At 49.4% G+C, this 13,267-nt stretch carries 12 protein-coding genes; 11 read left to right on the top strand and 1 reads right to left on the bottom strand.

The features are described 5' to 3' along the window. Window positions 1–9 precede the first annotated feature (9 nt). The 11 genes from loiP (at window position 10) to RHD99_RS16455 (ending at window position 12,457) form a co-directional block, all read left to right on the top strand. A complete protein-coding gene (gene loiP / locus RHD99_RS16505) occupies window positions 10–768 on the top strand; it encodes a metalloprotease LoiP (RefSeq protein WP_309875283.1) in 759 nt (252 codons plus the stop codon). 179 nt (window positions 769–947) lie between these two features. Further along, window positions 948–1,634: a (d)CMP kinase gene (gene cmk / locus RHD99_RS16500; protein ID WP_183273284.1), complete on the top strand. Its 687-nt coding sequence runs from the start codon at window positions 948–950 to the stop codon at window positions 1,632–1,634. A 195-nt stretch (window positions 1,635–1,829) separates the two neighbouring features. Further along, window positions 1,830–3,506: a 30S ribosomal protein S1 gene (gene rpsA, locus RHD99_RS16495; protein ID WP_183273283.1), complete on the top strand. Its 1,677-nt coding sequence runs from the start codon at window positions 1,830–1,832 to the stop codon at window positions 3,504–3,506. Between the two features lie 90 nt (window positions 3,507–3,596). After that, window positions 3,597–3,884 (top strand): integration host factor subunit beta, encoded by a 288-nt coding sequence (ihfB, locus tag RHD99_RS16490; protein WP_034494322.1) that lies wholly within the window; start codon window positions 3,597–3,599, stop codon window positions 3,882–3,884. Between the two features lie 202 nt (window positions 3,885–4,086). Next, a complete protein-coding gene (locus tag RHD99_RS16485) occupies window positions 4,087–6,357 on the top strand; it encodes a ComEC family protein (RefSeq protein ID WP_309875280.1) in 2,271 nt (756 codons plus the stop codon). 36 nt (window positions 6,358–6,393) lie between these two features. Then, window positions 6,394–8,142: a lipid A ABC transporter ATP-binding protein/permease MsbA gene (gene msbA / locus RHD99_RS16480; RefSeq protein ID WP_183273064.1), complete on the top strand. Its 1,749-nt coding sequence runs from the start codon at window positions 6,394–6,396 to the stop codon at window positions 8,140–8,142. Next, the gene (gene lpxK / locus RHD99_RS16475) at window positions 8,139–9,122 is read left to right on the top strand and encodes a tetraacyldisaccharide 4'-kinase (protein ID WP_309875277.1); all 984 of its coding nucleotides are present in this window, start codon (window positions 8,139–8,141) and stop codon (window positions 9,120–9,122) included. Before msbA ends, lpxK begins: the two co-directional genes overlap by 4 nt. A gap of 50 nt (window positions 9,123–9,172) precedes the next feature. Next, a complete protein-coding gene (locus RHD99_RS16470; protein ID WP_309875275.1) occupies window positions 9,173–10,408 on the top strand; it encodes a winged helix-turn-helix domain-containing protein in 1,236 nt (411 codons plus the stop codon). 46 nt (window positions 10,409–10,454) lie between these two features. Beyond that, entirely contained in the window at window positions 10,455–10,637 is a 183-nt protein-coding gene (ycaR, locus tag RHD99_RS16465) for a protein YcaR (RefSeq protein WP_034494329.1), read from the top strand. Next, a complete protein-coding gene (kdsB, locus tag RHD99_RS16460) occupies window positions 10,634–11,380 on the top strand; it encodes a 3-deoxy-manno-octulosonate cytidylyltransferase (RefSeq protein WP_183273060.1) in 747 nt (248 codons plus the stop codon). Before ycaR ends, kdsB begins: the two co-directional genes overlap by 4 nt. Window positions 11,381–11,563: 183 nt before the next feature. Next, window positions 11,564–12,457 carry a YcbJ family phosphotransferase gene (locus RHD99_RS16455; protein WP_183273059.1) on the top strand — a complete coding sequence of 298 codons (894 nt, stop codon included), beginning with the start codon at window positions 11,564–11,566 and terminating at the stop codon, window positions 12,455–12,457. Here RHD99_RS16455 and elyC read toward each other — a convergent pair. After that, a complete protein-coding gene (gene elyC, locus RHD99_RS16450) occupies window positions 12,437–13,213 on the bottom strand; it encodes an envelope biogenesis factor ElyC (RefSeq protein ID WP_309875271.1) in 777 nt (258 codons plus the stop codon). The two genes, RHD99_RS16455 and elyC, sit on opposite strands and share 21 nt — an antisense overlap. Window positions 13,214–13,267: the final 54 nt, after the last annotated feature.

Below are 13,267 nucleotides of genomic sequence, written 5' to 3'. Positions count from 1 at the left end.
AAGATAATTATGAAGAATGTTAAAGCAGTATTGCTGATTACTCTGATAGCGGGTGTTCTGGCGGGATGTAAGAACATGAACGGCGACAAGCTGGCAAGTTCGACCATGTCAGCTTATAAAGCGGCAACATTGAGTGACGCAGACGTTAAAGCTATATCAAATAATTCCTGCAAAGAGATGGATAGCGAAAGCCAGATTGCAGGCAAGTCAAGCAAGTACACGAAGCGCCTTAATAAAATCGCAAAATCACTGGGCAGCCAAATTAATGGCACGCCAGTCAATTACAAAGTGTATTTGACCAGTGATGTGAATGCCTGGGCCATGGCAAACGGCTGCGTACGCGTTTACAGCGGTCTGATGGACATGATGTCTGACAACGAAGTTGAAGGCGTGTTAGGGCATGAAATGGGGCATGTTGCTCTGGGGCATTCGCTTGAAAAAATGCAAACGGCTTATGCCACAATGGCCGCTCGTGATGCCATTTCTGCAACCAGTGGTGTTGCTTCCCAGCTCTCCCAGTCGCAGCTCGGTGATTTGGCGGAAGGTGTCATTAATGCCACATTCTCACGTAGTGAAGAGTCGGAAGCTGATGACTTCTCTTACGATTTACTGAAAAAACGCAAAATTAATACCCAAGGCATCGCTACCAGTTTTGACAAACTGGCAACGCTCAGTGGTGGAGAATCAAAATCGATGTTTAATTCACACCCACCTTCAACTGAACGAGCTCAGCATATTCGCGATCGTATAGCAGCTGATAAAAAATAATCACCCCCTCTGATTTTGGGGCTGGTTTTTACCAGCCCTGCCTCCAGTCGCACAATTATTCTACACTTAGCCTCATTAACGACGATAATTGGCAGGAAAGATAACGGTCAGGATTGTGGCGGCGTATAATATGCGGCGTTTCTATTTTAGGTCCGCAATTCCAGCGAGAGGAGAGTACGATGACGGCACCCGCCCCGGTAATAACGATTGATGGCCCAAGCGGCGCAGGTAAAGGCACGCTGTGTAAAGCCATGGCGGAAGCGTTGCAATGGCATCTGCTTGATTCTGGAGCAATTTATCGAGTTCTGGCATTAGCGGCTTTGCATCATCAGGTTGATGTGACTTCTGAGGACGCGCTCGTTCCCCTGGCAGCACACCTTGACGTGCGCTTTGTTGCCAACAATGGCAATCTGGAAGTTATCCTCGAAGGGGAAGATGTAAGCGCCGAAATCCGTACTCAGGAAGTGGCTAATGCTGCCTCTCAAGTTGCTGCTTTTCCTCGTGTGCGTGAAGCGTTATTGCGCCGTCAACGCGCATTCAGAGATGCGCCTGGCCTGATTGCTGATGGTCGAGATATGGGGACCGTCGTTTTCCCTGATGCACCAGTAAAAATCTTCCTTGATGCATCTTCTGAAGAGCGTGCTCACAGACGTATGCTACAGTTGCAGGAGAAGGGCTTTAGTGTTAACTTTGAGCGCCTTTTGGCAGAAATTAAAGAACGTGATGACCGTGACCGCAACCGTGCAATAGCACCGTTAGTCCCAGCTGCTGATGCGCTGGTGCTGGATTCTACCAGTATGTCCATTGACGATGTCATCAAACAAGCGCTGACATATGCGCAGAAAATTTTAACACCAGCGCAATAGAGATTATTGCGCTGGTGAAAGTTTTGTCATATTTGTCATGATATTGCCATAGTGGTATCCTGACATATCGGGTAGTTTTTTACCCCTGTAACCTAAACCCTGTCGGCATGGAGCCAATGGCGGGGTATGTGAAACAACCCCATTCGGCGGGATGCTAAATGGACGTTAAACTAAAGAACCTTGAAGATTAACAACATGACTGAATCTTTCGCTCAACTCTTTGAAGAATCCCTGAAAACAATCGAAACCCGTCCGGGTTCCATCGTTCGTGGCGTTGTAGTTGCTATCGACAAAGACGTAGTACTGGTTGACGCCGGTCTGAAATCTGAGTCTGCAATTCCAGCCGAGCAGTTTAAAAATGCTGCTGGCGAACTGGAAATCCAGGTTGGTGACGAAGTTGATGTTGCTCTGGACGCTGTTGAAGATGGCTTTGGCGAAACTCTGCTGTCCCGTGAAAAAGCTAAGCGTCACGAAGCTTGGATCACGCTGGAAAAAGCTTACGAAGAAGCTGAGACTGTGGTCGGTGTTATCAACGGCAAAGTTAAGGGTGGCTTCACTGTAGAGCTGAACGGTATTCGTGCGTTCCTGCCAGGTTCCCTGGTTGATGTTCGTCCGGTACGTGACACTCTGCACCTGGAAGGCAAAGAGCTTGAGTTCAAAGTCATCAAGCTGGACCAGAAGCGTAACAACGTTGTTGTTTCTCGTCGTGCAGTTATCGAATCTGAAAACAGCGCAGAACGTGATCAACTGCTGGAAAACCTGCAAGAAGGCATGGAAGTTAAAGGTATCGTTAAGAACCTCACTGACTACGGTGCATTCGTTGATCTGGGCGGCGTTGACGGCCTGCTGCACATCACTGATATGGCATGGAAACGCGTTAAGCATCCAAGCGAAATCGTGAATGTTGGCGATGAAATTACCGTTAAAGTACTGAAGTTCGACCGTGAGCGTACTCGTGTGTCTCTGGGTCTGAAACAACTGGGCGAAGATCCATGGGTCGCTATCGCTAAGCGTTATCCAGAAGGTACCAAACTGACTGGTCGCGTGACTAACCTGACTGATTACGGCTGCTTCGTAGAAATCGAAGAAGGCGTTGAAGGTCTGGTTCACGTTTCCGAAATGGATTGGACCAACAAAAACATCCACCCATCCAAAGTTGTTAACGTTGGTGATGTAGTGGAAGTTATGGTTCTGGATATCGACGAAGAACGTCGTCGTATCTCCCTGGGTCTGAAGCAGTGCAAATCTAACCCATGGCAGCTGTTCGCTGAAACCCACAACAAGGGCGACCGCGTTGAAGGTAAAATCAAGTCTATCACTGACTTCGGTATCTTCATCGGCCTGGACGGTGGCATCGACGGCCTGGTTCACCTGTCTGATATCTCCTGGAACGTTACAGGCGAAGAAGCAGTTCGTGAATACAAGAAAGGCGACGAAATCGCGGCTGTGGTTCTGCAAGTTGACGCAGAGCGTGAGCGTATCTCCCTGGGTGTTAAACAACTCGCAGAAGATCCGTTCAACAACTACGTTGCACTGAACAAGAAAGGTACTATCGTTACTGGTAAAGTAACAGCAGTTGACGCGAAAGGTGCTACAGTTGAATTAGCAGATGGCGTAGAAGGCTACCTGCGTGCTTCTGAAGCTTCCCGTGACCGCGTTGAAGATGCAACTCTGGTTCTGAGCGTAGGCGACGACGTTGAAGCTAAATTCACTGGCGTTGACCGTAAAAACCGTGTTGTAAGCCTGTCTGTTCGTGCTAAGGACGAAGCTGACGAGAAAGATGCAATCGCTTCTGTTAACAACAAACAGGAAGATGCACCGAACTTCTCTAACGCTATGGCTGAAGCATTCAAAGCAGCTAAAGGCGAGTAATCGTCTGAGCACTAAATCAGGGCGGCTACGGCCGCCCTTGTTCGATTGATAGCTGTAAGTTAATTTTCCTGAAAGGAAACCGGAGGAATCATGACCAAGTCAGAATTGATAGAAAGACTTGCAACTTCGCAATCTCACATCCCGGCGAAAGCTGTAGAAGATGCAGTGAAAGAGATGCTGGAGCATATGGCCTCTACACTCGCCCAAGGTGAGCGTATTGAAATCCGGGGTTTCGGCAGTTTTTCCTTACACTATCGCGCACCTCGCACCGGACGTAATCCAAAAACTGGCGATAAAGTTGATCTGGAAGGTAAGTACGTTCCACACTTTAAACCAGGTAAAGAATTACGTGACCGCGCCAATATTTACGGTAATTAAATCTTCGGATTTAATCCTCAAAAACGGCACCTACGGGTGCCGTTTTTTTATGCTTAAAATCACAGTTTTCGATGTTGCCCGCAAATTTCTCGGCCGTATTACATTCGGCGCCGAAAGCCTGGAACCCTCCTCGTAGAACAAGTTATCCGTAGCTGACGACATCTTTTTGATACTCCACACTCACTTCAACAAGGAGAGTGGCGTGAGAAATACAATCAGATTATGTTTCAGTGCAATTATTGGTATCCAGCCGCTGTTGTGGTTGCCCAGTATTCCTGGACTGCCAATTATCACAGCAATTCTCTTTGCGGCATTCTGTTTGGGGTTCATTCCACGCCTGTTTGCACGTTATGTTGCTTTTGGTCTGTTGTGTTTTTGCTGGGCGCTATTCAACGCAAGGGAAAGCCTGGCGCCTTTTGAACAATGGACCGCTAAACCTATTACGGTTGATGCGGTAATGACGAGTACGGATGGCAAGCAAGACCACGATTGGGAAATGGCTTCGGTAGAAGGTAGGCCCATATTTCCCCCTGTCGGTGTCAAGAGCCGGGGCAGCTACTTACCAGGCAGCGTCTGTGCTGGACAACGCTGGCGTATGAAACTGCAACTGCGACCAGTACATGGTCAACTGAACGACGGGGGATTTGATAGTCAAAGATATGCTCTTGCACAGCATCAACCTTTGAGCGCACGAATTCTCTCGGCTGAGCCGATCACGCGGCAATGCAGTTTACGCGCGCAATGGATGGATGCCGTTCAATTCGCGTCTCAATCGCTGCCATATCAAGGCATAATTATGGCATTAGCATTTGGTGACCGCTCAGGAGTGAGTGATGAGCAGAAAAACTTACTTCGCCAGAGCGGAACGGCACACCTTATGGCCATTTCAGGGATGCATATCTCGCTGGCTGCGATGGTTGGCTGGCTAATAGCCCGCGTGATACAGCTGAGTTTTCCTGCGCATCGAATTCATTTCAGAATGCCTTTACTCGCGAGTGTTATCGCGGCGGGCGTCTATACCTGGCTCGCGGGTGGAAATCCTCCGGCTGTAAGAGCGCTGATTGGGGTCGTTATCTGGCTTTTTTTGCGGCTTCAAGGCCGAAGTTGGTCCGGATGGGAAGTCTGGCTTTGCTGTATCTCGGGCATTCTGATTTATGACCCTCTGACTGTTTTGTCTGACAGCTTTTGGCTATCGGTACTGGCTGTCGCATCCTTGATTTTCTGGTATCAATGGATGCCGCTTCCAGGGTTTGTTGCTGAGGCGAAAGGCTTATATCGCTACCTTTTCTCGTTACTGCACTTACAAATTGGCATCATGCTTTTGCTGATGCCTCTCCAAATTTTCATTTTCCACGGCGTTAGCCTCAGTGCGTTAATCGCGAATTTACTCGCAGTACCGCTGATTACTTTCGCTGTTGTTCCATTGCTGTTGGCGGGGTTAGTGCTAACCACTATTCCGTGGTTAGGTGAGCATTTGTGGTGGGGTGTTGATCGTCTGCTGGCGCTGCTTTTTACTTCATTGTCACTGCTTCCTGACGGTTGGAGGGAAGTGGATAAACGTTTCCAGATTTTGAGCCTGAGTGGCTGGATTGCAGTCATCATCCATCGATTATCGTTATGGCGCAGTTCTTATCTGTCAGTGATATCTCTACTGATATCTCTGGTTGCTTCCACAATACCGATGGAGAAAAAAGACGACGCATGGCAAATCACGATGCTGGATGTAGGACACGGGCTGGCTATTGCCTTTATTCGGCAGGGAAAAGTTTTACTCTATGATACCGGGAATGCCTGGCCTGGTGGCGATGCGGCTCAGCAAGTGATCATTCCATGGTTGCGCTGGCACAATCTTACACCCGAGCAAGTTGTCATTAGCCATGAGCACCTTGATCATCGCGGTGGTTTAAACAGTTTGCAGCGCGAATGGCCCAGGTTAAAAATTCTCAGCCCGCTGCGGTGGGCAGGGCATCATCCCTGTTTTCAAGGGCAGGTGTGGCAATGGCGGGGATTGCAGTTTACCGCGTTATGGCCCCCAACTCAGCCGGTAATGACGGGTAATAATGGTTCATGTGTAGTGATGGTCAGTGACGGGCACTTTCGGATTTTATTGACCGGTGATGTGGAAGCTGAGGCGGAGTTGGCTATGCTCAAGGGGCGGTGGGGTATCTTACATGCTGATATTATTCAGGTCCCACATCATGGAAGCCGTACATCATCAAGCGCGCCGCTGTTGCGTGCCGTTTCCGCAAGCGTAGCGCTTGCATCAACATCGCGCTACAACGCATGGCATCTGCCTTCCCGGAAAGTGGTTCAACGCTACAAATCTCAAGGGTATAAATGGTACAGCACAGCGCAATCAGGCCAGCTCACTATCGATATAAATAGTGATAAATGGCAAATCAATAGCTTCAGAGAACAAATTTCACCCCGTTGGTATCATCAGTGGTTTGGTGTATCCCAGGATAATGGGTAGAATATGCGGCTATTTCATCTAATGCTGGTTTACTGAATGCATAACGATAAAGATCTTTCCACATGGCAGACCTTCCGCCGCCTCTGGCCGATGATTGCTCCTTTCAAGCCGGGTCTGATTGTGGCAGGTATTGCGTTAATCCTGAACGCTGCCAGTGATACCTATATGTTGTCTTTGCTTAAGCCGTTACTTGATGACGGTTTTGGAAAAACGGATAAATCAGTGCTGCTATGGATGCCGCTGGTTGTTATCGGACTAATGGTGCTTCGCGGTGTGACGAGTTACGTCTCCAGCTATTGCATCTCCTGGGTTTCCGGGCAGGTTGTCATGAACATGCGCCGTCGCTTGTTTAGCCACATGATGGGGATGCCGGTTGCGTTCTTTGACCAACAATCCACAGGCACGCTGCTCTCACGTATTACCTACGATTCTGAACAGGTTGCTTCCTCATCTTCGAGCGCGTTAATCACCGTTGTACGTGAAGGCGCATCCATCATCGGCCTGTTTGTGCTGATGTTCTGGTATAGCTGGCAGCTTTCATTAATCCTGATTGTACTGGCACCCATCGTTTCCTTTGCGATTCGTATGGTTTCCAAACGTTTCCGTAATATCAGCAAAAATATGCAAAACACGATGGGGCAAGTCACCACCAGTGCTGAGCAAATGCTGAAAGGCCATAAAGAAGTCCTGATCTTCGGTGGCCAGGAAGTGGAAACTGAACGTTTCAATAACGTCAGTAACCGTATGCGTCGCCAGGGGATGAAACTGGTTTCTGCTTCGTCCATATCTGACCCAATCATTCAGCTTATTGCTTCTCTGGCTCTGGCCTTCGTGATTTATGCTGCGAGTTTCCCTAGTGTGATGGAAACGTTGACCGCCGGTACGATTACCGTTGTGTTCTCTTCAATGATTGCATTGATGCGTCCACTGAAATCACTGACTAACGTCAATGCCCAATTCCAGCGTGGTATGGCTGCGTGCCAGACTCTGTTCTCTATTCTTGATTCAGAACAAGAGAAAGACGAAGGAACGCGTGTGATTGAACGTGCTAAAGGCGATGTTGAATTCCGTGACGTGACCTTTACCTACCCTGGCCGCGAAGTACCAGCACTGCGTAAGATCAACCTCAATATACCTGCCGGTAAGACGGTGGCATTGGTTGGTCGTTCCGGTTCCGGTAAGTCAACAATCGCCAGCCTGATGACGCGTTTCTACGATATTCAGGAAGGTAACATTACGATTGATGGGGTAGATATTCGCGAATACACCTTATCTTCTCTGCGTAATCAGGTTGCTCTCGTTTCGCAAAACGTTCATTTGTTCAATGACACCATTGCTAACAATATTGCCTATGCGCGTACTCAACAGTACAGCCGTGCCGACATTGAAAATGCTGCACGTATGGCGTATGCCATGGACTTCATTAGCAAAATGGAGAATGGCCTGGATACGATTATCGGTGAAAATGGTGTATTGCTCTCGGGCGGTCAACGCCAGCGTATTGCGATTGCGCGTGCATTATTGCGTGATAGCCCAATCCTGATTCTTGATGAAGCGACCTCCGCTTTAGATACAGAGTCAGAACGTGCCATTCAGGCTGCGTTGGATGAACTGCAGAAAAACCGTACTTCGCTGGTCATTGCTCACCGTTTATCAACCATTGAACAGGCTGATGAAATTGTGGTGGTGGAAGATGGACGTATCGTGGAACGCGGTCCTCACGCAGAGTTGATTGAGCATCGTGGGGTTTACGCCCAACTACATAGAATGCAATTCGGCTCATGATAGAACGCATTTGGTCGGGAAAATCTCCCCTCTACCTTTTGCTCTTACCGCTCGCCTGGCTGTATGGCCTGGTGAGCGGTGCAATACGTCTTTGCTACCGGTTAGGATTAAAAAAGTCCTGGCGTGCTCCGGTGCCGGTAGTGGTGGTGGGCAATCTGACAGCCGGTGGTAATGGAAAAACACCTGTTGTGATATGGTTGGTTGAACAACTTCAGCAGCGTGGTATCCGTGTTGGGGTGGTCTCCCGTGGTTACGGCGGTAAAGCTGAACACTATCCCTTGTTGCTCGATGATAATACAACCACCTCTCAGGCAGGCGATGAGCCAGTACTGATCTATCTGCGCACTGGCGCTGCTGTTGCCGTAGCCCCGCGCCGCAGTGAAGCCGTGCAAATGTTAGTGGAAAAAGCACAACCGCAGCTGATCATCACAGATGATGGTTTGCAGCACTATGCGTTAGCTCGTGACAAAGAAATCGTGGTTGTTGATGGGATTCGACGCTTTGGCAATGGCTGGTGGCTTCCTGCCGGGCCGATGCGCGAACGAACGGGTCGTCTGGCCTCTGTTGATGCAATCATCACCAATGGTGGTGAAGCTCAGCCGGGGGAAATCAGCATGACATTGCAGCCAGACAACGCAGTTAATTTGTTGACTGGCGAACGCCGTCCAGTGCATACGCTGGAAAACGTGGTCGCTATGGCTGGAATTGGCCATCCTCCGCGTTTTTTCGCTACTTTACAGCAATGTGGTTTGACCCCGATGAGGACCGTCAGTCTCGCAGACCATCAGGCTCTAAGTGAAAATGACGTCGTGAAATTAGTGCAGCCGGGCCAAACCCTGTTAATGACTGAAAAAGACGCAGTGAAATGCCGCGCATTCGCTACCGGTCACGATAACTGGTGGTTTTTGCCGGTGGATGCCCATCTGGCGCAACCACAAGCCGATGCGTTATTGCAGTCATTATTGGCGCTGGTGCGATAAACCTTATTTACCGCACCAGAATTCGAGTTTGCTAAATACAGGACTCTTTTATGTCCGTACCGCAACTGACTTTACGTGCTGCTCGTAACCTCCATCTCTCGGCGCAGGGCTTGCTCCTCAAGCCTCGCCGCTGCACAAAATCTACCGATGTTGTCGCGGCCATTAACCGCATGTCGTTACTCCAGATCGATACCATCAACATTGTCGCTCGAAGCCCCTATCTGGTGTTATTCAGTCGCTTAGGTCAATATCCGCAAAACTGGCTGGATGATGCTTTGCTTAACGGCGATTTAATGGAGTACTGGGCACACGAAGCATGTTTTTTGCCGAGAAAAGATTTTTCTCTGATTCGTCATCGGATGCTTAATCCCGAAAATATGGGTTGGAAATATCGTCCTGAATGGATGGTCGAGCATGCCGAAGAGATAGAGAAACTCCTGGCTTATATTGAGCACAATGGTCCGGTACGTTCTGCTGACTTTGAACATCCACGTAAAGGCGCGAGCGGGTGGTGGGAGTGGAAGCCTCATAAGAAACATCTTGAGGGATTATTCACGGCCGGAAAAGTCATGGTGATTGAACGGCGCAATTTCCAGCGTGTTTATGATCTGACCTCGCGCGTATTACCGCACTGGAATGATGATTTGCATCTTATTCATCAGCATGATGCCGAACAGCAGATGCTGGAAAACAGTGCGCGCAGTCTCGGTATTTTTCGCCCTGAATGGTTGGCTGATTATTACCGGTTGAAGAAAATATCCCTCAAGCCGTTGCTCGCCAAATGGCAGGAAAATGGCAGCGCCATGTTGGTTAACGTTGAGGGCATTGGCGAAATGTGGCTGCACTGCGACCAGTTCCCATTATTGGCTCAAGCAGAAAAAAACACCTTGCGTGCCACTCACACAGCAGTGTTATCACCATTTGATCCTGTTGTATGGGATCGCAAGCGCGCCGAAACCCTCTTTAACTTCTCTTATCGTCTTGAATGCTATACCCCCGCCCAAAAACGCAAATACGGATATTTTGTTCTGCCATTGCTGCATCAAGGGGGAATTGTGGGGCGAATCGATGCAAAAATGCATCGTAAAATTGAAGAGCTTGAAATTATCAGTCTGTATCTAGAGGACGGCATTAAGCCGAGCCAGTCCTTGATAAAGAGCCTGCACACTGCGTTTACTGAATTTGCTCATTGGCAAGGTGCTAAGCAGATTCGCCTTGGCAATATTCCAGCGGCATTCGCTTCATCATGGGGTGAAGGTTGGGAAATTAGCCAGGGGAGTGCGTGAGTTATGTTATTCTTTCGCTTTTGATGGCGGCCATTCTGGAGTAACCATGGATCATCGATTACTTGAAATCATCGCTTGCCCGGTTTGTAACGGCAAGCTCTACTTTAATCAGGAAAAGCAGGAACTTATCTGCAAACCTGATCATCTGGCGTTTCCTCTGCGCGATGGCATCCCTGTGTTGCTGGAAACTGAAGCCCGAGTTCTGACTTCTGACGAGACTAACCCATGAGTTTTGTGGCAATCATTCCTGCTCGCTACGCTTCCACCCGCTTGCCGGGCAAGCCGTTAAAAGACATTAACGGTAAACCAATGGTGGTACACGTTCTGGAACGTGCCCGTGAATCGGGAGCCGATCGCATTATTGTTGCAACCGATCATGAAGATGTTGCTCGTGCCGTTGAAGCGGCGGGTGGAGAAGTGTGCATGACGCGAGCTGATCACCATTCAGGTACGGAGCGACTTGCTGAAGTTATTGAAAAATATAATTTTAGCGATGATACTGTGATTGTGAATGTGCAGGGTGATGAGCCGATGATCCCGCCGGTTATCATTCGCCAGGTTGCCAGCAATCTGGCAAATAGCCAGGCAGGTATGGCAACTCTTGCGGTGCCAATCGACTCAGCGGAAGAAGCATTCAATCCGAACGCGGTAAAAGTGGTGATGGATGCGCAGGGCTATGCGCTTTATTTTTCCCGTGCGACGATTCCATGGGACAGAGACCGTTTCGCACAGTCTCGTGAAACGATAGGTGATACCCTGCTGCGCCACATTGGTATCTACGGTTACCGCGCCGGTTTCATTCGTCGCTATGTGACCTGGGAGCCAAGCCAGCTCGAACAAATCGAGATGCTCGAACAATTGCGCGTGCTGTGGAATGGTGAAAAAATCCATGTTGCCGTCGCGAAAGAGGTGCCGAGTATTGGCGTTGATACGCCTGAAGATTTAGAACGTGTCCGCCAGGCGATGCGCTAACTGATCTGGTGTGGCTGAAACTCGACTTCTTCAACGTAGATTGAGTAAATCATGCCCATGCATAAAAAACCGGCGCAAAATGCCGGTTTTTTTATTATCTCAAGGCATATTGATCTGAGGTGATGACATCCTGTGCCAGCAAGCTCATTATAAAAACACCAGTGTTGTAAGGGGTAATGAGTCATGGAGTTGCTACGCAAGGAATTGAGTCATCTGCTGGGTGAAAAACTAAGCCGGATCGAATGTATCAACGAACAGCCAAACACCGCCCTATGGTCGCTGTATGACAGCGACGGGAATGCGATGTCTTTGCTGGCGAAAAGTTTTAGCATTCCAGGTGTTGCTGCGCAGCTTGCCTGGAAAATGTCCATGCTTGCACGATCCGGCACGGTGCGTTTGCCTGTGGTTTACGGTGTGGTGACGCATGATGACACGCCGGGGCCTGATGTCCTTTTAATGGAGCGCTTACGTGGTGTACCGGTCGAAGCGCCCACCCGCACGCCTGATCGCTGGGAACCTCTTAAAGACCAAATCGTGGAAGGGCTGCTCGCCTGGCATCGTGTCGATAGCCGGGGTTGTGTCGGTAACGTCGACAGCACTCAAGAGAATATCTGGCCTTCATGGTATCGACAGCGTGTCGAAACGCTGTGGGCAACCCTCAATCAATACCCCAATAATGGCCTGACCATGCAGGATCGCCGGATCCTGTTCCGTACCCGCGAATGTTTGCCGCGCTTATTCGAAGATTTCAACGATAATTGCGTGCTGGTACACGGCAATTTTACGCTCAGTAGCATGCTGAAAGACGGGCGCAGCGACCAATTACTGGCAATGGTCAATCCTGGTATGATGCTTTGGGCACCGCGTGAATATGAAATATTCCGCCTGTATGAACAAGGGCAGTCGGAAAGCCTGCTTTGGCATTATTTACAACGAGCACCCGTTGCTGAGTCGTTCTTGTGGCGGCGGTGGATGTACGTCCTGTGGGATTGCGTAGCGCAACTGTTACAGTCGGGCCGACTGAATCGACCCGCTTTTGATATTGCGTCGAAAAACTTACTGCCCTGGATCTCCTGACGATCCTTTTAACCATTGCCAGACACGCCCCACACTTTCGTAAATGGCGCGATCGCTGTGCATTAGCCAAACCGGTGCTGGGATAATTCGCTCCCATGGATTAAGTGGCGACGCAATGGCCAATTGATTGGCAGGAGCGGGGATCGGATTCAACCCAGCATGGCGGAAGAAAATCATCGCTCGTGGCAAGTGAGATGCGGAAGTGACCAACAAGAATGGCTGCTGACCGATAGTTTTTGCCACCGCAGCCGCTTCTTCTTCGGTATCTTTTGGCGAGTCCAACACGATTATCTGCGAACGCGGCACACCTAAACTCTCCGCAACCCGAGCACCAGCTTCTGCCGTACTGACCGGATTTGTAATCGCACGCGCGCCAGTAAAGATCATTTTTGCACCGGGATTTGCCTGCCATAGACGAATTGCTTCGGTTACGCGCGGTAAACTATTGCTGATGAGATTCGAGCTTGGTGCCCATTCCGGATTCCATGTATAGCCACCGCCAAGCACCACGATGTAATCCACTTTTACGCTACCGCGCCAGGTTGGGTAACTGTCTTCAATGGGTTTGAGCATTTTGTCAGCCACTGGCTGCAGGCTAATCAGCAGCAAAACTAACCAACTCACACTTAATATCGCTTTTGCGCTCTTTTGCCAACGGCTGAACCAAAGCAAGCAAAGCGCAAGGCCCATCAGCAATAACAAAAAGGGTAAGGGGAGCAGCAGCCCGCCGATATATTTTTTCAGGATAAAAAGCATGAATTATGGGTCCTTTTTTAGCCATACAGCAGGTAAACGCGGGTGATATTACAC

This window comes from Buttiauxella selenatireducens (assembly GCF_031432975.1).
In the GTDB taxonomy this organism is placed as follows: domain Bacteria; phylum Pseudomonadota; class Gammaproteobacteria; order Enterobacterales; family Enterobacteriaceae; genus Buttiauxella; species Buttiauxella selenatireducens.
Note: the sequence above shows the minus strand (reverse complement) of the source record. Positions and strands in the feature narration are given on the sequence as shown.